At 57.3% G+C, this 19,509-nt stretch carries 20 protein-coding genes and 1 tRNA gene; 11 read left to right on the forward strand and 10 right to left on the reverse strand.

Translation table 11 applies throughout. The features are described from left to right. The first annotated feature begins 35 nt into the window (after positions 1-35). The 4 genes from K5Q35_RS03045 to K5Q35_RS03060 all read left to right on the forward strand — a co-directional run bounded on the left by K5Q35_RS03045 (position 36) and on the right by K5Q35_RS03060 (position 5,192). Entirely contained in the window at positions 36-1,124 is a 1,089-nt protein-coding gene (locus K5Q35_RS03045) for a TRAP transporter substrate-binding protein (RefSeq protein WP_013961558.1), read from the forward strand. 128 nt (positions 1,125-1,252) lie between these two features. Beyond that, positions 1,253-2,182, forward strand: a complete 930-nt coding sequence (locus K5Q35_RS03050) for a TRAP transporter small permease subunit (RefSeq protein WP_013961559.1) — start codon at positions 1,253-1,255, stop codon at positions 2,180-2,182. Between the two features lie 62 nt (positions 2,183-2,244). Continuing rightward, positions 2,245-4,599, forward strand: coding sequence for a TRAP transporter large permease subunit (locus tag K5Q35_RS03055; protein ID WP_013961560.1), 2,355 nt, complete (start codon positions 2,245-2,247; stop codon positions 4,597-4,599). 227 nt (positions 4,600-4,826) lie between these two features. Beyond that, the gene (locus tag K5Q35_RS03060; RefSeq protein ID WP_259650439.1) at positions 4,827-5,192 is read left to right on the forward strand and encodes a cupin; all 366 of its coding nucleotides are present in this window, start codon (positions 4,827-4,829) and stop codon (positions 5,190-5,192) included. A 21-nt stretch (positions 5,193-5,213) separates the two neighbouring features. On the opposite strand, the gene K5Q35_RS03065 is transcribed toward K5Q35_RS03060, so the two are convergent. From K5Q35_RS03065 to K5Q35_RS03075, 3 genes are all read right to left on the reverse strand, one after another. After that, positions 5,214-6,032, reverse strand: a complete 819-nt coding sequence (locus tag K5Q35_RS03065; RefSeq protein WP_220798386.1) for an arginyltransferase — start codon at positions 6,030-6,032, stop codon at positions 5,214-5,216. A 67-nt stretch (positions 6,033-6,099) separates the two neighbouring features. Then, entirely contained in the window at positions 6,100-6,540 is a 441-nt protein-coding gene (locus tag K5Q35_RS03070) for an RDD family protein (protein WP_013961563.1), read from the reverse strand. 66 nt (positions 6,541-6,606) lie between these two features. Further along, positions 6,607-7,026, reverse strand: coding sequence for a DUF2852 domain-containing protein (locus K5Q35_RS03075; RefSeq protein ID WP_220798387.1), 420 nt, complete (start codon positions 7,024-7,026; stop codon positions 6,607-6,609). 276 nt (positions 7,027-7,302) lie between these two features. On the opposite strand from K5Q35_RS03075, the gene K5Q35_RS03080 reads away from it, so the two are divergent. The 4 genes from K5Q35_RS03080 to K5Q35_RS03095 all read left to right on the forward strand — a co-directional run bounded on the left by K5Q35_RS03080 (position 7,303) and on the right by K5Q35_RS03095 (position 12,240). Further along, on the forward strand, positions 7,303-10,095 hold the full coding sequence (locus tag K5Q35_RS03080; protein WP_220798388.1) for a glutamine-synthetase adenylyltransferase: 2,793 nt from the start codon (positions 7,303-7,305) through the stop codon (positions 10,093-10,095). Beyond that, positions 10,092-10,361 carry a hypothetical protein gene (locus tag K5Q35_RS03085; protein ID WP_220798389.1) on the forward strand — a complete coding sequence of 90 codons (270 nt, stop codon included), beginning with the start codon at positions 10,092-10,094 and terminating at the stop codon, positions 10,359-10,361. The genes K5Q35_RS03080 and K5Q35_RS03085 overlap by 4 nt, the downstream gene beginning before the upstream one ends. Positions 10,362-10,472: 111 nt before the next feature. After that, the gene (locus K5Q35_RS03090) at positions 10,473-11,696 is read left to right on the forward strand and encodes an RSP_2647 family RNA methyltransferase (protein ID WP_220798390.1); all 1,224 of its coding nucleotides are present in this window, start codon (positions 10,473-10,475) and stop codon (positions 11,694-11,696) included. Positions 11,697-11,700: 4 nt separating this feature from the next. Further along, the gene (locus K5Q35_RS03095; protein WP_220798391.1) at positions 11,701-12,240 is read left to right on the forward strand and encodes an RSP_2648 family PIN domain-containing protein; all 540 of its coding nucleotides are present in this window, start codon (positions 11,701-11,703) and stop codon (positions 12,238-12,240) included. Here the strand turns inward: K5Q35_RS03095 and K5Q35_RS03100 are convergent. The 5 genes from K5Q35_RS03100 to K5Q35_RS03120 all read right to left on the reverse strand — a co-directional run bounded on the left by K5Q35_RS03100 (position 12,237) and on the right by K5Q35_RS03120 (position 16,121). Beyond that, positions 12,237-12,932 (reverse strand): M48 family metallopeptidase, encoded by a 696-nt coding sequence (locus K5Q35_RS03100; RefSeq protein ID WP_220798392.1) that lies wholly within the window; start codon positions 12,930-12,932, stop codon positions 12,237-12,239. The two genes, K5Q35_RS03095 and K5Q35_RS03100, sit on opposite strands and share 4 nt — an antisense overlap. Before the next feature lie 81 nt (positions 12,933-13,013). Continuing rightward, positions 13,014-14,201, reverse strand: coding sequence for a VWA domain-containing protein (locus K5Q35_RS03105; RefSeq protein ID WP_220798393.1), 1,188 nt, complete (start codon positions 14,199-14,201; stop codon positions 13,014-13,016). Positions 14,202-14,215: 14 nt separating this feature from the next. After that, positions 14,216-14,383 (reverse strand): hypothetical protein, encoded by a 168-nt coding sequence (locus K5Q35_RS03110; RefSeq protein ID WP_044025253.1) that lies wholly within the window; start codon positions 14,381-14,383, stop codon positions 14,216-14,218. 328 nt (positions 14,384-14,711) lie between these two features. Then, entirely contained in the window at positions 14,712-15,167 is a 456-nt protein-coding gene (locus K5Q35_RS03115; protein WP_220798394.1) for a GNAT family N-acetyltransferase, read from the reverse strand. A gap of 114 nt (positions 15,168-15,281) precedes the next feature. Further along, a complete protein-coding gene (locus K5Q35_RS03120) occupies positions 15,282-16,121 on the reverse strand; it encodes a MoxR family ATPase (RefSeq protein WP_013961573.1) in 840 nt (279 codons plus the stop codon). A gap of 167 nt (positions 16,122-16,288) precedes the next feature. Here K5Q35_RS03120 and dksA point away from each other — a divergent pair, with 167 nt between their 5' ends. Both dksA and K5Q35_RS03130 read left to right on the forward strand, forming a co-directional pair. Continuing rightward, positions 16,289-16,711 carry an RNA polymerase-binding protein DksA gene (dksA, locus tag K5Q35_RS03125; RefSeq protein ID WP_011568938.1) on the forward strand — a complete coding sequence of 141 codons (423 nt, stop codon included), beginning with the start codon at positions 16,289-16,291 and terminating at the stop codon, positions 16,709-16,711. Positions 16,712-16,784: 73 nt separating this feature from the next. Further along, on the forward strand, positions 16,785-17,945 hold the full coding sequence (locus K5Q35_RS03130) for an FAD-dependent monooxygenase (protein WP_220798395.1): 1,161 nt from the start codon (positions 16,785-16,787) through the stop codon (positions 17,943-17,945). A 90-nt stretch (positions 17,946-18,035) separates the two neighbouring features. On the opposite strand, the gene K5Q35_RS03135 is transcribed toward K5Q35_RS03130, so the two are convergent. Both K5Q35_RS03135 and K5Q35_RS03140 read right to left on the reverse strand, forming a co-directional pair. Continuing rightward, positions 18,036-18,503, reverse strand: coding sequence for a disulfide bond formation protein B (locus tag K5Q35_RS03135; RefSeq protein WP_245538139.1), 468 nt, complete (start codon positions 18,501-18,503; stop codon positions 18,036-18,038). After that, a complete protein-coding gene (locus K5Q35_RS03140; protein ID WP_013961577.1) occupies positions 18,488-19,102 on the reverse strand; it encodes an exopolysaccharide biosynthesis protein in 615 nt (204 codons plus the stop codon). The genes K5Q35_RS03135 and K5Q35_RS03140 overlap by 16 nt, the downstream gene beginning before the upstream one ends. A 181-nt stretch (positions 19,103-19,283) precedes the next feature. Between K5Q35_RS03140 and K5Q35_RS03145 the strand changes: the two genes are divergently transcribed. Continuing rightward, positions 19,284-19,369, forward strand: a tRNA-Leu gene (locus K5Q35_RS03145). Positions 19,370-19,509 lie beyond the last annotated feature (140 nt).

Consider the following 19,509-nt stretch of genomic DNA (forward strand, 5'->3'; position numbering starts at 1 on the left):
AGCGGACAGGCGATATAATCGGGAGGAGTATCTTTATGGATCGTCGTTCATTTCTGAAGACATCTGCACTTGGCGGCTCTGCCGCTGCGGCCACGACACTGGCGGCACCTGCCTACGCACAAGGCAACCGTACCCTGACAATGGTCACATCCTGGCCCCGCGGTTTTGCGGTTCTGGACGATGCGGCAACCTATTTCAACGATATGGTTGATGCGATGTCCGATGGGCAGCTGACAATCGACAAAAAAGCGCCGGGCGAACTGGTTGGTGCCTTTGAGGTGTTTGACGCGGTGTCATCTGGACAGGCGGATCTCTATCACTCGGCGGATTACTATTTCATCGGTCAGCATCCGGGCTATGCCTATTTCACGGCCGTGCCATTTGGCGGCACCGCGCAGGAAGTCACAAACTGGTATCACCACGGTGGCGGACATGAATTGCACACCGAACTGGGCGAAATCTTCAACCTGAAATCCTTCATCGCGGGGAACTCCGGTTCCCAGTCGGGTGGTTGGTTCCGCAATGAGATCAATTCAGCGGCTGACTTTAACGGTCTGAAGTTCCGGATGCCGGGTCTTGGCGGTAAGGTACTAGGCGAGTTGGGCGCTTCGGTCCAGAATATTCCCGGTGGCGAACTGTATCAGGCGCTCTCCTCCGGTGCCCTCGACGGTCTTGAGTGGGTTGGTCCCTTTGCGGACGAACGCGCGGGTTTTCAGGAAGTTGCCAAGGTTTACTACACCGCCGGTTTCCACGAACCGGGTTCCGCTTTGGCGGCCGGTATGAACCTTGATGTTTGGAATGAGCTCAAGCCTGCGCATCAGGCGATCATCTCGAACGCGGCAATGGCGACAACGCATACCCAGCTGGCGGAAACACTGTCCAACAATGGTGCTGCACTGGCGCGCCTGCAGTCGCAAGGTGTGAAGACGCTGCAGTTCCCGGACGATGTCTGGGATGCCTTTGGTGCCGCGTCCAAAACGGTCATGGATGAAAACATGGGCGACGAACTGTTCGCCAAAATCCGTACCTCCTTCGAAGAATCGTTGGCGCAGAGCTCTGACTGGCTTCTCAAGTCGGATGGCTTTTATGTAGAGCAGCGTAACCGCGTGCTTGCAGCCGGTTAACCATTTGTAAAGAAACGGTAAGGGGCCAGGATTTCTCTGGCCCCTTGCATGCCTGACATCCCGGGGTGACACTGGGTTAGAACAACGCTTTGACCCGCATGTGAAACGGGATCAAAGAAGGGGGGAAAATGGAAGAAGAAGTGGCTACGACAGGCGGGTTTGCAATCCTGTTGGACGGAGTGCTCTGGTTTTTGAGCAACATCGCACTTTCATTTTACAACTTTTTCTACGCCCTCGCGCATCCCTCGCTCTGGTTGGACTGGTCGGACAAGCAAGCCATCATGCGCTTTGTCTATTACGGCGGTTCGGTCGAATTTTTCTTTGTCGTGTTCACCGCCTTCCTTGTGATGCTCGGCATCGGGGTCTGGCGTGGCAACATCATGTGGGGCTACGTGCGCGTCCTTGAAGGCTTTGCCAATACGGTTGGGCGCTTCTTTGCCTGGGCAGGTCTTTTGATGGTGGTCCAGCAGATCATCATCGTGTTCATGCAGCGGATTTTCACGCGCCCGGATATTTCCTTTGGCTTTGGTATCCCGCTGCAGTTCGACATCAGCTGGTTTGCCGAAGAACTCAAGCTTTACAACGCGATGGTTGTCTGTCTGTGCATGGCATATACCTTTGTGCAGGGCGGACATGTACGCGTTGATCTGGTCTATTCCTCAGTCCGGTTCCGCACCAAGAAAGTCATCGACATGTTCGGGGCGCTGTTTTTCATGATGCCCGTCGCGGTGATCATCTGGCTTTACGGGTGGTTCTTCATGTGGCGTCACCTGATTGTGCCGAACCCCTCTGCATCCGATACGCTGGACCGTCTGCTGAACAAATCCCGCGCGTTGCGCTGGAATGTTGAAACCATCGGCTTCAGCCCGAACGGGTTCAACGGCTATTTCCTCTTCAAGGTGCTTTTGTGCATGTTCACCGCGATGGTGTTCCTGCAGGCGATGGCCATGTTCTTCCGCTCCTTTCAGGAGTGGCGCGAAGGCGAAGAGAGCGCGGGCAAATACCTCGATAAGGACAGCCTCGGTGACGGTGAAGAAGCCTATGAGGGCACGCACTGACAACGCGCGTAACAACGCGAGAACAAGCGCCTCAAGCGCGTGACGTATAAGGGACAAAGCCCATGTTTTTCGGTCTAGACGGCGTAGAAGTTGGCCTGATCATCGTAGCCATCTGCCTCTTTGGTGGCATTCTTTCCGGGTTTCCGGTGGCCTTTGCCATCGCCGGGGCGGGGGTTATCTCCTTCGGGATCATCGCAGCGCTGGACAGCGCCGGATTGCTGATCCACCAAGCCATAGACACCAGCAGCCAAGTTTATCGTGATCTGGTAAACTCAGGCGTCAAGGCTGACACGATATCGATTTTCCGATACCCGGATTTGCCGCGTATCGGCGAGCCGGTATTCCCCAGTGGGTGGGAAGTGGCGCTGGATCGCAACGTGTCCTTTGTCGTCAACCGCATGAACGAACGTGTGCTGGCCGGTCAGTCGATCGAGACACTCTTGGCTGTTTTGATGTTCGTGCTGATGGGCATCACGCTGGAACGCTCCAAGATCGCCAATGACCTGCTGACCTCCATGGCGCGGGTTTTCGGGCCGCTGCCCGGTGGTCTTGCCGTGTCCATCGTCGTTGTGGGGGCCTTTCTGGCGGCGTCGACCGGCATCGTTGGCGCGACTGTTGTCACCATGGGTCTGCTTGCGCTGCCCACGATGTTGCGCAACGGCTATTCGCCTGAGCTGTCAACGGGGGTGATTGCGGCCTCCGGCACCTTGGGCCAGATTATCCCGCCGTCCATCGTGATCGTTCTGCTCGGCACCTTGGCGGGGGATTTGTATTCCGCGGCACAGGAACGCCGCGCGAGTCTGGCGGGCTGTACGGATGCGCTTACCTATCTGGGGGAACCTGCGGTCCTTTCCGTTGGCACACTTTTTCAGGCCGCATTGCTGCCGGGTATCATGCTTGCACTGCTCTATGCGTTATATGCATTCGGCTACGCACTGCTGAACCCCGACAAGGCCCCGGCGGTTGAGATGGGCAGCACGAACGCTGAACCCATTACGCGAAACGAAGCTTTCACGTGGTTCCTTGGCGCACCGGTTCTCATCATCGTCGGCACCATCCTGCTGGGGAACCTCGGCATGGTCGGCAGCCAATCGACAGATGTTTCGCGCTTTTCGGACATAGGTGAGGGGGCATCGCTGAGGACTACGGTCAGTGAGCAGTGTCAGGCCTCGATGATCGAATTGCACGGTCAGGAGGCTTGGGACGCGGCGGTAGCACAGCAGGTTGATATTGATGCGGCGGGTGGCATTCAGGCGTCCCAAGCATTGACCGAAGAAGAACTCGTCACAGCACTGCAAGACAAAATCGACGACGCCGCACCCATCGGGACCGGGATCGCGATCATCCTCATTCTCACAGGGTTGTTTTTGACCACGGCGCGGGGTGTTTCACCCTCATCGCCAACCAAACCGCTGCTCATCGGGGCGATGGGGGCAGTCGTGATCATACTGCTCGATATTATCGCTATTTCGCCTGCAACATCAGCCGGTGCGACGGTCGTCATTCTGGCCCTGCCATTTGCAGCACTGATGTATGGTGTGGTCTATGCGACGAAAATCTGCGCGCGCAATGAGCTCATTCGCGTCGTGTTCCCGCCGCTGATCCTTATCGTGGCTGTTCTCGGCTCGATCCTTGGCGGCATTACCAACCCGACACCCGCGGCGGCTCTCGGGGCCGGTGGTGCCATCATGCTTGCCGCCTATCGCAAGCTGCGGGATCAGGACAAAACGCCCAAGGTCATCATCTGGTCTACGCTGGCGATCATCGTCTGTATTCTGGTCGGCATCAATTTCGATTTGCGCGTCAACACCGATGATGTGGGTTTTGAAAGCTGGTTTGCGTTCTTCGTGGCCTATGGTGCCTATCTCTATGCAATCTTCGGGCTGCTGTTCTCGTGCTGGATTCTCTACACATCCGGCATCCTGTCGCCGGTTGTGCGGGAAACGGCCAAGGTCACGAGTATGGTCTTTACCATTCTCATCGGCTCGCAACTGCTGAACCTCGTGGTGATCTCCTTTGGAGGAGAACATTACATTCAGCAATTCCTCAAGTCGTTCGATAATGAATTCACGGTCTTCCTGATCGTGATGCTCGTGCTCTTTGTTCTGGGCTTCGTGCTCGATTTTCTTGAGATCATCTACATCGTGATACCGATCGTTGGGCCGGTCATTTACGGCGGCACGTTCGATCCCAAATGGGTCACGATCATGATCGCCGTGAACCTGCAGACATCCTTCCTGACACCGCCCTTTGGGTTCGCCCTTTTCTATCTGCGCGGGGTGGCCCCAAAAGAGGTCACGACCGGGCATATTTATCGCGGGATCATACCCTTCGTCTTGATCCAGGTCGCCGGTCTTGCCCTGCTATGGACCTTCCCGGGCATTGTCACGATCATCCCGGATCTGATCCCGAACTAAAAGCTCGAAGACGAGCAATCATAAGGGGGGCCTCGGGCCCCCTTTTTCTTGTGTGGTTGTGTTCCTTGAGACTATGCTTGGCAGTAATATCTCGAAGCGCATTCAGACAGCGGAAGGTTATTTGAAGCGTCATGCGAAAAACCTGAATCACATAACGCTGCCTGAAATCAAAGATTTCAACGCGTTACGTGATACTTGATGTTTCAGGTATTTCGTCAGACGCTCTAGTGAAGTACCACAAACTCTATTCCGATCCCGATGGTGAGAGCCACTGGAAAATCGTCGAAGTTCCATTGGAAGAAAAAAGCTTTGCACCACCCGCCAAATCCATCGAGGTGTCGCGGCCGGATGCAGTCAGGCAGATGCTTTTCTTACGGCTCAGGGCAGGGTGGAACGAACCTGTTCACCCCACGCCTGTTGCGCAGAAACTGATCTGCCTTGCCGGGGCGGTACGGGTGACGGCCAGCGATGGGATGTGTCAGGACATTGGACCGGGCGACGTGTGGCACATGCAGGATACCCATGGCAAAGGGCACCATACGGTTGTCACCAGCGATTGCGATTTTGAAGCTGTCATTATCCAATACGATTGAGGACCGCTATCATTGGTCTTGCTACCGCGTCGGGCGCGTATCCGGCAGTTGTATGTTCGCGACCTGCTCTGCGATGGGATCGGTCGATAGTGGATGCGTTTCTGCCGTGAATTCTGCGGGGTTTTCGACTTTTTGCCAGCTTCCCCCGATATAGACTTCGAGACCTGCGAACTTTGACTTGTAGCCCATCTTCTGGCTGCCCGGCACCCAGTATCCCAAGTACACATAGGGAAGCCCGGCTTCGCGTGCGATTTCTATGTGATCAAGGATCATATAGGTGCCCATTGAGCGTTTCGTCATATCTGGTGCATAGAATGAATAGACCATGCTCAGCCCGTCTGACAGCACATCCGTCAGGCTCACCCCGACGAGTGCACCGTTGCTTTCATTCTTGTACTCAACGACGCGGCTGCGGATCGGTGTTTCCTCGATCATGGCGGCGAATTCAAAGACATCCATATCCGCCATGCCCCCATCCGCATGACGGCTGTCCAGATAGGAGCGGAACAGATCATATTGTTCTTCTGACGCCCAGGGCGATGTCGCGCGCCGCGCCAGATCGTGGTTGCGCCTGATGGTCCGTTTTTGACTGCGGGAGGGTGCGAACTCGGATACATCAATGCGTGCTGACAGACAAGCCGAACATTCCGCGCAAGACGGCCGGTACAGCACATTCTGCGATCGGCGAAACCCTTGCTGGGACAGGCTGTCATTCAGCTTGTCCGCGCTTTCACCCTGCAGCGCCGTGAACAGCTTACGTTCCATACGGCCGTCAAGATACGGACACGGCTGAGGGGCCGTGACGTAAAACTGCGGTGCTATCGGTAACGTATGTCGCATGTAGTTCCTAGCCGGTCTTCAGGGGCAGACTAGCAAGGACATTGGTCAAATGGCAAGATAACAAAGGTTAACTTATTACCGCACGTCTGTTGATCATTACGGTCCCCAGAACATGGTCAGACAAGCCCTGTCCACGCTCTGTCGCAGCCATCATAACAATCGAAATCAACTGAAAAACGGGCACTGTCCAGCTGAGCGTGTAGCCAAGGGTATGGGCAAAAGCACTGGCCGGGGTCATCCGACCGCCATCAGACTGGCGCAACTCGATGGCGAAGACACGCATACCCCAGGTCGCCGAGCTGTTTGCGATGGTGACAAACCGATAGGCGAACCCCACCACCAGAAACAGGAACGGAAAGAAAAAGATGCCCGTAAACGCCGTGAATGGGAGGATAATGATACAAGCCAGCAGCGTGATCAGAGCGTCAATCACCCAAGCGAGCAGGCGCTTGAGCGGGACGTCTTTGTAGAAATCGGGCTGGGCATGTGGATCGGGTGTCGAGGACATCTTCGTGCTTTCTGTGCGAGGATTGGCCCCCGGACAAAACCTCCGGAAGCCATTGTTTTGCGGGCTTCACGCCTCTGCGGCGCGTTCTTCGCTTTTCTTGGCGCGCTCGTCCATGAACTGGTCGAACTCCGCTTTATCTTTAGCGTCCCGCAGGCGTTCAAGGAAGGCTTCGAATTTGCCTTGCTCTTCTTCCAGCCGGCGCAACGTATCTGCCTTATAGGCATCAAAAGCGCTGTTGCCGGACGGCTGTGTCACAGAACGCATGGGGCCGAATTGCGTTTTCATTTGGCGGCAGGATTTAGTGAACATGCGTTTGCTCCATATCATATAGGCTAAAAGGGCAAGGCCGATTGGCCAAAACAGGATGAATCCAAGAACCATGGCGGCGATCCACGCGCCTTTGCCTTTCGAGTCGAGCCAATATTCGGCGCGTGTCAACCAGCCGGGCTGGTGTGCGGAGGGTGGGGTCTGCGTGAGGGTCGTCATGTAAATGCCTTTCGTTTGGTGTTGAACCGACCGGGCGGCCCGGTATGTGAATGCCTTTCACATTAGATAGATTGTGCTTTTTACGTGTTTGCACAAGGGGAAATGTGAATGTTTTTTACATTGGGCTATAAATCTATTAAATAACAATATATTAAGGTGAATTTTTTCATCGTTGTGGTTGGTTTTTTTCTATCATCTCATCCACCCGCATAAATTTTTCGGTGGTTTTGACGCCATTCGATTGACCTTCACCAGTCACACAGCGAAACCTTTGATATGAATTTATCCAATGCCATTCGCCGCGTGCCAACGCCCTTTGATACGCAGAAAGGGCAGGACGTTGCCGCGCTTCTGCCAGAGTTCGGACCGGAGATCAGCGCTCTGATCGCGGGTGCTGCGGGCTGTAGCCCTTATCTTGCCGGGTTGATTGAAAAGGAGCAGGAGTGGCTCAGGACAGCTTTTGAGGACATAGACAAAGCCGTCGCGGATGAACTTGCCACCACCGCGTCACATGCGCCGGATGCGCTGGCAAATGGTCTGCGCCGCTCGAAACGACGGGTTGCGGTGATGTCGGCCTTGGCTGATCTCGGGGGGGCGTGGCCACTGGCCCGGGTCACTGGCGCCTTGACGGACCTTGCGGATGCTGCGTGTCAGGCCGCGTTGAAGGCAGCGGTGCGCCACCAGATTCAGCGTGGCAAATTGCCCGGTATGGATGAGGGCGATGCCGAGGACGCCGCAGGAATGGCTGTGCTGGCGATGGGCAAGATGGGCGCGCATGAGCTGAACTATTCGTCAGACATTGATCTGATTTGCCTGTTCGACGAGACCCGTTTTGACGCAGACACGTTTCAGCAGGCGCGTTCGGCCTTTTCCCGCGCCACCCGTGCCATGGCGGCAACGTTGAGCGAGATTACCGCGCAGGGCTATGTGTTTCGAACCGATCTGCGTTTGCGCCCCGATCCGTCCGTCACGCCGGTCTGCATCGCAATGGAGGCCGCAGAGCAGTATTACGAAAGTCTGGGCCGAACCTGGGAGCGTGCCGCCTATATCAAGGCGCGCGTCGCGGCGGGGGATGAGAGCGCGGGCAACAGGTTTCTCAAGACGCTCACACCTTTTGTGTGGCGGCGGCATCTGGATTTCGCAGCGATTCAGGATGCACACGACATGCGGCTGGCCATTCGCGAACACAAAGGTCTTGGCGGGCCGATCACGTTGCCGGGACATGACATGAAACTGGGGAGGGGTGGCATACGCGAGATCGAGTTTTTCACCCAGACCCGGCAATTGATCGCGGGCGGGCGTGATCCGGAATTGCGCTGCCGGGGGACGCTCAAGGGGCTTGAGCTTCTGGCTGAAAAGAAGTGGGTCGAATCCGACGTCGCCGAAGCATTGAGCGATCACTACGTGGCGCATAGAACGGTCGAGCATCGGTTGCAGATGGTGCAGGATGCGCAAACCCACACCCTGCCCAAAACAGACGAGAACTTTGCGCGCCTCGCCGCGATGATGGCCACCGACGTGGAAACTCTGCAAGCAGACCTCAGACGGCGGCTGGCGGCGGTGCATGAAATGACCGAAGGATTTTTCGCGCCCTCAAAGCCTGACGCACCGGCACCGCAGGCCAATCTGGATGTCTCCATCCTGAACCGTTGGGTTAGTTATCCCGCACTTCGAAGCACGCGCAGCAGGCAGATTTTTGATCGGGTCAAGCCGGATCTTCTGGCGCGTCTGTCCGGCACAGCGCGTCCGCAGGATGCGTTGATTGCCTTTGATGGGTTTCTGGCGGGTTTGCCCGCTGGGGTGCAGTTGTTTTCCCTGCTGGATGCGAACCCCCAACTCACAGACCTGATCATCGACATTTCCGGGACGTCACCTGCGCTGGCGCAGTATCTGTCGCGCAATGCAGGTGTGTTTGATGCGGTGATTGGAGGTGATTTCTTTTCAGACTGGCCAAAACAGGCAGGCTTGGAACAGGCCCTCCAAGAGGAAATGGCGCGTGAAACGGATTATGAATTGCGCCTTGATACAACGCGTCGGTGGCACAAGGAATGGAATTTTCGCATCGGCGTACATCTGCTGCGCGGGTTGATATCGGCGCAGGAAGCCAGTGTGCAATACGCCGATCTGGCGCGCGCAGTTCTGGCGGTCCTCTGGCCGATCGTGATTGATAACTTTGCGCTCAAACACGGGGCGGCGCCCGGGCGCGGGGCCGTGGTTTTGGGGATGGGATCGCTTGGGGGGGGGACGTTGAATGCGGGGTCCGACCTTGATCTTATCGTCATTTACGACCCGCTGGATGTGGAAGCGTCGGGCGGAAAGAAATCATTGGCATCAAGGGTTTATTATGCACGCTTAACGCAGGCGCTCATCACGGCACTGAGCGCGCCAATGGCGCAGGGAAAACTGTTCGAGGTGGATATGCGGCTGCGCCCCTCGGGCAATCAGGGGCCGGTCGCGACCAGCTGGCCTGCGTTTCAAAGTTATCAGCGCGATCAGGCGTGGACGTGGGAGCATCTGGCGCTGACGCGCGCGAATGTCATCGCGGGGCCTCAGGCGCTGGCCCGTGACGTGGCGGCCTTTAAGGGCAATGTTTTGTCAATGCCGCGAAAGACCGGGGACGTGTTGAAAGAGGTCGCAGATATGCGACAGCGCCTGCAGCAGGCCAAATCCCCACCCGGTCTTTTTGAAGCGAAAATCGGACCCGGGCGCCTGCAGGAAATCGAGCTCTTGGCGCAAGCAGGCGCGCTTTTGACCGGCAAGCCGATGGATGGAACAGCCGATGGCATTGCCTATCTGGCGAATCTGGGGGTTCTTTCTGCCGAGCAGGCTGCGGATTTAACCGCAGCAGCCGCGCTTTTCTTAAACCTTCATACGGCGGTGCGGCTATTGTCTGATCAGCCTTTGGACGCAGCAACTCTTGCCCCCGCAGCCCAAGGTTTTCTGACGGATGTGTTGCACTGTCCATCGTTTGACGCTTTTGAGACAAAACTGGCGGAAAGGTACCAGCGTTGCGATCAGATACTGACTACGGTGTTGTCAGTTTACGCCACAAATGGGGACCTCGCATGAAGGGTGACGCAAATGATCCAAAGGCCCTGATCTTTGAAGCGTACCAGATCGAAGGAATAACCAAGCCCGAATGCCGCACCATATTCCTTGACTGGGCATTAAGTTTGCCCATGGAACAGGATACGGGACAAACGTTGCGCCTGCTGATCGCGCAATATGTCGGTAACAACCCGGAGCATCCCATGAACGAAGTGATGAACGAAGGGTTGGCGGGTATGGCGACACCCAGACGGCGCGGCGGTTGGCGGTCCAGGTCCAGGAACTGAACGTTAACACGACGCCAACAGGCGCTATTGTTTCGCCAATCGCTATGGCAAAATGAAGCTATGCCATTAGCGGCTTTCACATTGCGCGCGAAGGCATTAGAGCAGGGCGCTATGACAACATCAATTTCTGAAAGCTCAGCCCCGGTGGGTGATTTACCCACTGTCCGGCTGAAACCGAAAGCAAATGCGCGCGCGATCCGCCATGGCTTCCCTTGGGTCTACGCCAATGAGTTGGTCACCGACCGACGCACGCGATCGAAACCCGCCGGAACGCTTGCTGTTCTTGAGGACGACGGGCGCGTGCCGTTGGGCCTTGTCGCACTCAACCCGGACTCCAAGATCATATGCCGTATGCTTGACCGCGACCCGCAGGCCACGATTGACGTGGCATGGTTCGAGACGCGGTTGCGCAAAGCGTTGCATCTGCGTGAGAGAGTCTTCGACGCGCCCTATTACAGGCTTGTTCACGCGGAAGCGGACGGATTGCCGGGCGTTGTGATTGATCGTTTCGGCGACATCTGTGTTGTGCAGCCGAATGCAGCATGGGCAGAGACGCTTCTGCATGAGCTGACCGATGCTTTGGTGGCCGTGACCGGTGTGAGCCACGTTTTGAAAAACGCGAGCGGTCGTACAAGATCGCTGGAGGGCTTGGACGATGCGAGTGCGGTTTTGCACGGCAGCGTGCCGGAAGGTCCCATAACCGTCCCAATGAATGATGCGGTCTACATGGCCGATCTGACCGGCGGGCAAAAAACCGGGCTCTATCTGGATCAACGGGCAAATCATGCCTTTGCGGCATCGCTGGCGCGCGATGCGCGGGTTTTGGATGTCTTTAGCCATGTGGGTGGCTTTTCACTGGCCGCACTGGCGGCAGGCGCGCAGAGTGCCCTTGCCGTGGATGGATCCGCCGCTGCTTTGGCGCTGGCCGAGAAGGGTGCAAAGGCGTCCGGGTGTGAGGGTCGCTTTCAAACGCGTCAGGGGGATGCCTTCGAGGTCTTAACGGCGCTCGCGGAAGAGGGCGCGCGTTTTGATCTGGTGATTTGTGACCCGCCGGCCTTTGCGCCATCAAAACCATCGGTGGATGCGGGCTTGCGTGCCTATGAACGGGTCGCGCGATTGGCCGCGACGCTGGTGGCGGAAAACGGTATTCTTGGCCTGTGTTCCTGTTCGCATGCGGCGGATTTATCTGCTTTCCGCGCGGCTTGTGCGCGTGGCATTGGCCGGTCAGGCCGTCGCGGATCGCTTATTTACACCGGGTTTGCAGGACCAGATCACCCACAACTGCCGCAGTTGGCAGAAAGCGGATATCTGAAGTCTATTTTCTTTCAGCTTTGAAGCAATGAAAATCCTGATCGATACCTGCGTGCTCTATCCGACAGTGATGCGCGAAATGGTATTGCAGACGGCGCGCGCGGGCGCATTTATCCCTGTGTGGTCTGCACGCATCCTCGAGGAATGGGCGCGGGCAGCGCGCAAACTTGGCCCTGAGGGAGAGATGCAGGCGCGGTCGGAAATCGCGCTTGTTCAGGCGGGCTTTCCCGCTGCCTGCGTGCCCGTGCCTGAAGGTCTGACCGCGAGGCTGTGGCTGCCGGATGAAAATGATATCCATGTGCTGGCTGCTGCAGTTGCATCATCATCGGATGCCATTATGACGCTGAACGCAAAGGATTTCCCGCGCGGACTTCTGGCAGAAGAGGGATTGGAGCGGTTGGACCCGGATCGGTTTTTATACGGGCTATGGTTGAATGACCCGGACCTTGTGGAAGCGGCAGGAAAGCACGTTTTGGACACAGCGCGGGCATTATCTGGCAAAGACTGGGACATCCGCGCATTGCTAAAAAAAGCGCGGCTGCCGCAGGTGGCCAAGGCTCTGTCCTAAGTCAGTTGCGGTGTTTCCCATTGCAGGCGCAATGTCTCCAACGCCTTGATCCGTTCTTCGGTTTTCGGATGGCTGAGCAACCATGCAGGAGCGGTGCCGCCCTTTGAAGCCGTCAGCTTTTCCAGCTTGCGAAACAGGGAAATTTGCGGATCAACACCAATGCCAGCCTTGGTCAGCAGGGCCGCGGCGTAGGCGTCCGCTTCGTATTCGTCCGACCGTGACAAACGTGCTGCCACCAGAGACGTCAAAGCCCCTGCAATCAGCGGTCCGACGCCCGGAATGAACCGCCCAATGACCATGGCAAGGGCCGTTCGCAGCGCATTCTGGCCAGAAAAATCGATCATCCTGCGACGAGAATGCCCGAGCGCGACATGCCCCAATTCATGCGCGATTACGCTGGCCATCTCATCAGCGGTCACGTCGCCTGCGCGAAATTTGTTGTAGAACCCGCGTGTTATGAAAATACGCCCGTCGGGTGCGGCCAGCCCGTTGACCGGATCAATCTCGTAGATATGCACTTTGATGCGGTCTACTCCGAGGGCGGCTGCCATGCGGTCTGTCATGACTTTCAACATGGGATCGGCCAGTTCGGTGGACTGCGTGTCCAGCGCCTTGGCCGTGCGCCACGCCGAAAAGCGGTACATCACAAGGCCATACATAATGGCGAGCAAGATCGGCGTTAGTTTCAACATGCTCAATATATGGTGCCCGCACCGCGTTTGGACAAGCTTTTTGCCGGATCAATTGCCAAAGAATCCCGAACATTTGAACGTTCAGCGCCCAAGCACTTTCATACCACGCTCAATACCGGACAAGGTCATCGGGACCATCGCATCCGATCCGATGACTTCCTGAACCATGCCGATGGATTGCGTATAGGGCCAATACCGCTCCGGCACCGGGTTGATCCACAAAAGGCTTGGCCACTGATCGCGCGTGCGCGCCAGCCAGGTTGCACCGCTTTCTGCATTCCAATGCTCTGACGCGCCACCGGGATAGGCAACCTCATAGGGGGACATGGAGGCATCACCGACAAATATGCATTTGTAATCAGGCCCATAGGTGCGCAACACCTCATGGGTGTCGATCTGCGCATCCCAGCGGCGCCGGTTGTCGCGCCACACGCCTTCATAAAGGCAGTTATGGAAATAATAATATTCCATATGTTTGAATTCCGCGCGCGCCGCCGAAAACAATTCCTCAACGACACGAACATGGGGGTCCATTGATCCACCTACATCCAAAAACAGCAAAACCTTGACCGCATTGCGCCGCTCGGGGCGGGTTTTGACATCCAGATAGCCGTGTTCGGCGGTGGCGCGGATGGTGCCGTTCAGATCAAGTTCTTCATGCGCGCCATCACGGGCCCAACGGCGCAGACGTTTCAGCGCCACCTTGATGTTACGCGTACCGATCTCAACCGTGTCGTCCAGATTGCGAAACTCGCGCTTGTCCCAGACCTTGACCGCCCGCTGATGCCGTGAGCCGTCCTGGCCTATGCGCACGCCCTCCGGGTTGTAGCCATAAGCCCCAAAGGGCGAGGTGCCCGCCGTGCCGACCCATTTGTTGCCCCCCTGATGCCGGCCCTTCTGTTCTTCTAGACGTTTCTTCAGCGTTTCCATAAGCTTGTCAAAGCCACCTAAAGCGTCAATTTCAGCTTTCTCTTCGTCTGAGAGATGCTTTTCCGCCATTTTTTCAAGCCACGCGCGCGGGATATCGACCGCCTCTAGCACGGCGTCATCGGGGATGCTCTCCAGCCCCGAAAAGGCGGCGGCAAAGGCGCGGTCGAATTTGTCGATGTTGCGTTCGTCTTTGACGAGCGTGAGCCGCGCGAGATAATAAAAGGCCTCAACGTCATAGGTCGCAAGACCCACTTTCATCGCTTCGAGAAAGGACAGGAATTCGCGCAAGGACACCGGCACCGCGTTTTTGCGAAGCGCATCAAAGAAGGGCAGAAACATCGCACGTGCCTCGGTTAGATGACGGTCCGGTCCAATATGACGGTTATGATCATACTGACAATAAGAAAGGCCATGCCGTAACCCGCTGCATATTGGGCGATGTCCAATCGGTTGCCCTTGCGGCGCCGCGCCGTATTCCCGCCGATGATGGCGCCCAGGAGTGTGCCACAAATAATGATCATGTCTTCTCTCTCATATCCCAATCGGGGAAATTTGCGCGGTATGGGTCGTCAGGCTGGAGGTCTAGCCGACCTTAGCGTTGCGATTTCCCGCAGTTTGCTGTGAACGGCCCAATCCGCTGCAAATCCGTAACGCGCTCATCTAGGACTGTCCAGTCGCAGTGCATCTGCTTCGGCGGCGCGTCCTTCGGCCTGCAATGCCTCGGCACGTAAAAGTTGCAGGCTCGCAAGAAGCACCGCGTTTTGTGCGATCCTGCGCGAGGTCACGCCATCGCGTGCGACCGGCGCGCAGGCTGCGAGTAGAAAACCAGCAAGAGGACCGCCCGGATTTTCACTTGCGTGCGTATTTGATGAAAGGCGTTTTCACCCCGATGCGGTCATAAAGGTGGCGCGCCTGTGTGTTGAAATCCTGTGTGAGCCAATAGACGCTCGGCACGCCTGCCGCGTCGGCATCAGCATAGACTGCTTCGATCAGCGCGCGCCCAAGGCCCCTGCCGCGTGCCTGAGGCGCGGTGTAAAGGTCCTGCAAGTAACAGGTGTTTTCCTCCGACCAGCCGTGGCGGTGAAACAGATAATGCGCGAGGCCCACAAGTTTGCCATCAACCTCGGCGACCAGCGCATTGAAATCCTGCGGATCGGTGCCGATCAGCCTGTCGAAATAGAGATCATAGATTTCCGGGGGCCGCGTGGCCTCATAAAACGCGAGATAATCGCGCCACAAAGGCACCCATTGGGGTTTATCGTCTGGACGCAAGGCGCGCAGGGTCGCGGACGGATTTTTCGACATGTTCGTTTCTGCCAGCCTTTGATTGATTGGAGTCGGCGGTCTTTGTGCCACACGTTATCCACAGGCTAGCGCGAAAAATGCGCCGGTTCGAGGGAAATTTTAGCGTCGGCTATGCTAGCGCCCGCTGCGTGCCATGAAGGCCAGCCGCTCAAACAGGTGGACGTCCTGTTCATTCTTCAACAGTGCGCCATGCAGCTTTGGCAGGGCATTCGTGCCCGATGACTTGAGATCTGCCGCTGTCATGTCTTCGGCCAACAGCAGTTTCAGCCAATCCAATACCTCGGAAGTGGACGGTTTTTTCTTGAGCCCCGCCTGTTCGCGAATTTCATAGAATTGCGTCAACGCAGTGGTGAGCAAGGCATCCTTGATGCCGGGGTGATGCACTTCCACAATCTTGCGCAGGGTTTCCGGATCGGGAAACCGGATGTAGTGGAAAAAGCAGCGGCGCAGAAAAGCGTCCGGCAGTTCTTTTTCATTGTTGGATGTAATAATGACGATGGGCCGGTGGCGCGCCGAAATGGTTTCGCCAGTCTCATAGACAAAGAATTCCATTTTATCGAGTTCCTGCAGCAAATCATTGGGGAACTCGATGTCGGCCTTGTCCACTTCATCGATCAGCAGAACGACCTTTTCACCCGCCTCAAAGGCCTGCCACAGCTTGCCCTTGCGGATGTAGTTCTTGACGTCATGTACGCGCTCTTCGCCCAACTGGCTATCACGCAGGCGGCTGACCGCGTCATATTCATAGAGTCCCTGTTGTGCGCGGGTCGTTGATTTGACGTTCCATTCGATCATCCGCAGGCCCAGCGACTGGCTGACCTGACGGGCAAGTTCGGTCTTGCCGGTGCCGGGTTCGCCTTTAACGAGTAACGGGCGTTCGAGCGTGACCGCCGCATTAACCGCAATCGTCAGATCGTCGGTTGCCACGTAATCATCCGTGCTTTGGAATTTCATGCTCTTGTCAACCTCTTGCCGCGTTTTGCTCAGGTCCTTTTAGACAGAAAACCTAGCGATTGTGTAGTGACAATTCGCAGCCTGTGGGGTAGACGCTCGCGTGAGGGGCATCTCGGCCAAAGGACTCGGTACGTATGGACGACTTGAACCACGTTGAGGGGAAACAAATGAAGCAAGAAGTGTTTTTGCCGGACGATTATCGCCCGGCCGAAGACGAGCCGTTCATGAATGAACGGCAGGTTGAGTATTTTCGGCGAAAACTCCTGAACTGGCGGGCCGAGCTTTTGGCGGGCAGTAAGGACACAATCGAAGGGCTTCAGGACGGCACGCGCAATATTCCCGATGTTGCCGACCGCGCATCCGAAGAAACGGACCGCGCGCTGGAATTGCGCACACGCGACCGTCAGCGCAAGTTGGTCAGCAAGATCGATGGCGCGCTGCGTCGGATTGATGAGGGCGAGTTTGGCTATTGTTCCGTCACGGGCGAGCCGATCTCTCTGAAGCGGTTGGATGCGCGTCCGATTGCAACCATGAGCCTTGAGGCGCAAGAACGCCATGAGCGTCGTGAGAAAGTGCATCGCGACGATTGATCATCTGATCATCGCTTTGTTTTAAATATGCCGGAGCAAATGCTTCGGCATTTTTTTTGGGGGAGAGCCTTGCATGACAGGCACTGCAATAGTGGTTGGGGGCGGTATCGGCGGGTTGGCTGTCGCCACTGCTTTGGCGCAGCGTGGCGTGGCGGTTACGCTGGTTGAGCAAGCGACAGAGATCGCGGAAGTGGGCGCAGGACTGCAGATCAGTCCGAACGGGCTGGCTGTGCTGCGTGCGCTTGGCGTCGAGGCTTCCCTGGATCAGACGGGGGCGGTGCAGGCACAGGAAGTGATCCTTGAAAACCATCTGGGCGGACGACAAGTTGCGCGGCTCGATCTGACACGGCTAAGCGGGCAGCGGTATCTTTTTGTCCACCGGGCGGATCTGGTGGCCTGCCTGCTGGCGGCTGCGCAGCGGGCCGGTGTCATCATTGAGTTGGGGCGCAGGGTCGTTGCTCACAATCCAGGTGCGATGTCTGAGGTGCATTTTGGCGACGGAGGCCAGTTGCAGGCACCACTGGTGGTTTGCGCAGACGGACTTCATTCAGTGGGTCGCGCGGCATTTCATGGATCATCCGAGCCATTCTTCACGGGGCAGGTGGCGTGGCGGGCCACGGTGCCAGCCTCTGGCCTGCCGTCAGCGCCACAGGCGACAGTTACGATGGGACCGGGGCGGCATATCGTGCGCTATCCGCTGCGCGCCGGCGGATTAACCAATATCGTGGCCGTTCGGGAGCGACAGACATGGGCGGCGGAAGGGTGGGATCACACCGATGATCCGCAAAATCTGCTGGATGCATTCCGTGATTTCAGCGGGCCGGTGAAGGACGTTTTGAGCCGTGTCGAAACAGTCAATCTTTGGGGGCTGTTTCGCCATCCTGTGGCGCAGACATGGCACAAAGAGGGAACCATTTTGTTGGGGGATGCCGCACATCCCACGCTGCCGTTTCTGGCGCAGGGGGCGAATATGGCCCTGGAGGACGCCTGGGTGCTGGCTGAGGTCGCAACGCAGGATGCAGATTGGGCGCGCTATCAGGCGCGGCGCAAACCGCGCGTGGAAAAGGTCATTGCCGCAGCGACAGGCAACGCGTGGAAGTACCACCTGCGACCCGGCCCGTTTCGCTGGGCCGCACACCGCGCGCTGACGTTGGGATCAACATTAGCGCCGGGTCTGATGATGTCGCAGTTTGATTGGCTCTATGGGTATGATGTGACCGGGACGTCGGAGTGATCCAGCGGAGCGCCGGCACGCCGGCGCATTTCATACTGAGAGTCCGGGCGCTGCCCGGACTGGCGCGCATCGGGCGTCAGCGCTTAAGGGTCAGGCGCGCCGATAGGCGGTGAGCCAAAGAGCCGCCAGGGCGAGAGACAGGATGCCATTCCATGCGGCCATGCTGAGCCCGAACATTTCCCACGGGATGTCATCGCAGCGCACAAGTGGTGCGTTCATGATCTGATCGAGCAATGCGTCGGCACTGATGTCGCCGATCGGGGTCGAACTGCAGGTTGTCGGACCCTGCCACCATCCTTGTTCGACCCCGGCGTGGTAAAAGCCGATTGCGGATGTTGTCAGCGTGGCCGCCGCCCCGACGAGCCGCAGTCCTTTGTGGTGGATCGCAAGTGCAATGAGGCCGATGGCCATGGCCAGCGCGTGAGGATAGCGTTGCCAGATGCACATCTGACAGGGGGCATAGCCAAGCGCTTGAAACAGGAAGGCGCCTGCGAGCAATGCCGCAGACCCGAGTGCGGCGAGGCTGGCGAGCCGCGCGCCGTTCAAAACCCCATCCACGTCTTTATCAAGCTCACCAATGTTGCGCCTGCAAAGATCAGGGTCGCAATCCACGCGGTTCCGAGGACAAAGCCAAAGATCACGAGGATGCCATCACGCTGCAAAAGACCCATCGAGATGAGGACAACCGCGAAGCCGGGCACTGTGTTGGTTCCTGGGAGCGGAACAAGGATCGAGGCGCTGAACAGCACCAGCGCAAGGCCCACGACCCGGTCGAGAGGCGCGCGCGTCAGCTGGGCTTGCCGCGGGCGGCTGATGGCTTCGATCCGACGCAGGGAGGGACCCGCGCGGCGTGACAGGTTGTGCAGTCCCTCTACCGAGACGCGGCGCGTGGCCAGCCGCGCCGGCAGCCATGGGGTTTGACGCCCGAATAGGATCTGTGCTGATACAAACATCAAGGGCAGTGAGACAATCTGCGGGATCCCGTAGAGGAATGGAATGCAACAGGGCAGGGCAAGCACCAGAAGAAAAAGACCAAAGGCGCGTTCATGAAGCTGGCTCAGAATCCAGTCGAGCGAAACCGTGTCGCCTTGCGCGCTCTCCGCCAATTGGCTGAGCCGGTCCGAAATCGCTGTTTCGTTCATGGCGCGGGCCGTCATGTGCGTCTCTCCTTGGGGGTGGGTCAATTGATTCCACGGTAGTTGTCGCTCCGCGTACCAAATTGAAGACATCTGCGCCAGCGCGGGAAAAACATCGCGCCGATTGCAGTGACGTTTAGCGATCAGGAAAGACTCTTTGGACTGGACGTCCTGCACAAGCTTGGGTAAAGACACCATCGTTGCCCAAGTGGCGGAATGGTAGACGCAGGGGATTCAAAATCCCCCGACCTAACGGTTGTGCCGGTTCGAGTCCGGCCTTGGGTACCAGCCTTACCCCTCTGAATTATTGCTGAGCTTTGATTTAGAGGGGTGGAGGGCCGCTTGGCGAAATGACATTCTCTCGACTGCCTCGAAGTGCAATGCAAGCATCCCCGTTATCGCCATAGCGCAGAATGTTTTTAGCCTGC

Source organism: Roseobacter sp. OBYS 0001 (genome assembly GCF_019654895.1).
Classification (GTDB): Bacteria; Pseudomonadota; Alphaproteobacteria; order Rhodobacterales; family Rhodobacteraceae; genus Roseobacter; species Roseobacter litoralis.

Excerpts from the sequence above, each read along its gene's own strand:
- K5Q35_RS03115 (WP_220798394.1), bottom strand. The coding sequence starts at position 15,167 with ATGTCGAAAAATCCGTCCGCGACCCTGCGCGCCTTGCGTCCAGACGAT.
- dksA (WP_011568938.1), top strand. The coding sequence starts at position 16,289 with ATGAAGCAAGAAGTGTTTTTGCCGGACGATTATCGCCCGGCCGAAGAC.
- K5Q35_RS03045 (WP_013961558.1), top strand. The coding sequence starts at position 36 with ATGGATCGTCGTTCATTTCTGAAGACATCTGCACTTGGCGGCTCTGCC.
- K5Q35_RS03075 (WP_220798387.1), bottom strand. The coding sequence starts at position 7,026 with ATGACGACCCTCACGCAGACCCCACCCTCCGCACACCAGCCCGGCTGG.
- K5Q35_RS03055 (WP_013961560.1), top strand. The coding sequence starts at position 2,245 with ATGTTTTTCGGTCTAGACGGCGTAGAAGTTGGCCTGATCATCGTAGCC.
- K5Q35_RS03095 (WP_220798391.1), top strand. The coding sequence starts at position 11,701 with ATGAAAATCCTGATCGATACCTGCGTGCTCTATCCGACAGTGATGCGC.
- K5Q35_RS03130 (WP_220798395.1), top strand. The coding sequence starts at position 16,785 with ATGACAGGCACTGCAATAGTGGTTGGGGGCGGTATCGGCGGGTTGGCT.
- K5Q35_RS03080 (WP_220798388.1), top strand. The coding sequence starts at position 7,303 with ATGAATTTATCCAATGCCATTCGCCGCGTGCCAACGCCCTTTGATACG.
- K5Q35_RS03085 (WP_220798389.1), top strand. The coding sequence starts at position 10,092 with ATGAAGGGTGACGCAAATGATCCAAAGGCCCTGATCTTTGAAGCGTAC.
- K5Q35_RS03090 (WP_220798390.1), top strand. The coding sequence starts at position 10,473 with ATGACAACATCAATTTCTGAAAGCTCAGCCCCGGTGGGTGATTTACCC.
- K5Q35_RS03105 (WP_220798393.1), bottom strand. The coding sequence starts at position 14,201 with ATGTTTCTGCCCTTCTTTGATGCGCTTCGCAAAAACGCGGTGCCGGTG.
- K5Q35_RS03050 (WP_013961559.1), top strand. The coding sequence starts at position 1,253 with ATGGAAGAAGAAGTGGCTACGACAGGCGGGTTTGCAATCCTGTTGGAC.
- K5Q35_RS03065 (WP_220798386.1), bottom strand. The coding sequence starts at position 6,032 with ATGCGACATACGTTACCGATAGCACCGCAGTTTTACGTCACGGCCCCT.
- K5Q35_RS03120 (WP_013961573.1), bottom strand. The coding sequence starts at position 16,121 with ATGAAATTCCAAAGCACGGATGATTACGTGGCAACCGACGATCTGACG.
- K5Q35_RS03110 (WP_044025253.1), bottom strand. The coding sequence starts at position 14,383 with ATGATCATTATTTGTGGCACACTCCTGGGCGCCATCATCGGCGGGAAT.
- K5Q35_RS03070 (WP_013961563.1), bottom strand. The coding sequence starts at position 6,540 with ATGTCCTCGACACCCGATCCACATGCCCAGCCCGATTTCTACAAAGAC.
- K5Q35_RS03140 (WP_013961577.1), bottom strand. The coding sequence starts at position 19,102 with ATGACGGCCCGCGCCATGAACGAAACAGCGATTTCGGACCGGCTCAGC.
- K5Q35_RS03100 (WP_220798392.1), bottom strand. The coding sequence starts at position 12,932 with ATGTTGAAACTAACGCCGATCTTGCTCGCCATTATGTATGGCCTTGTG.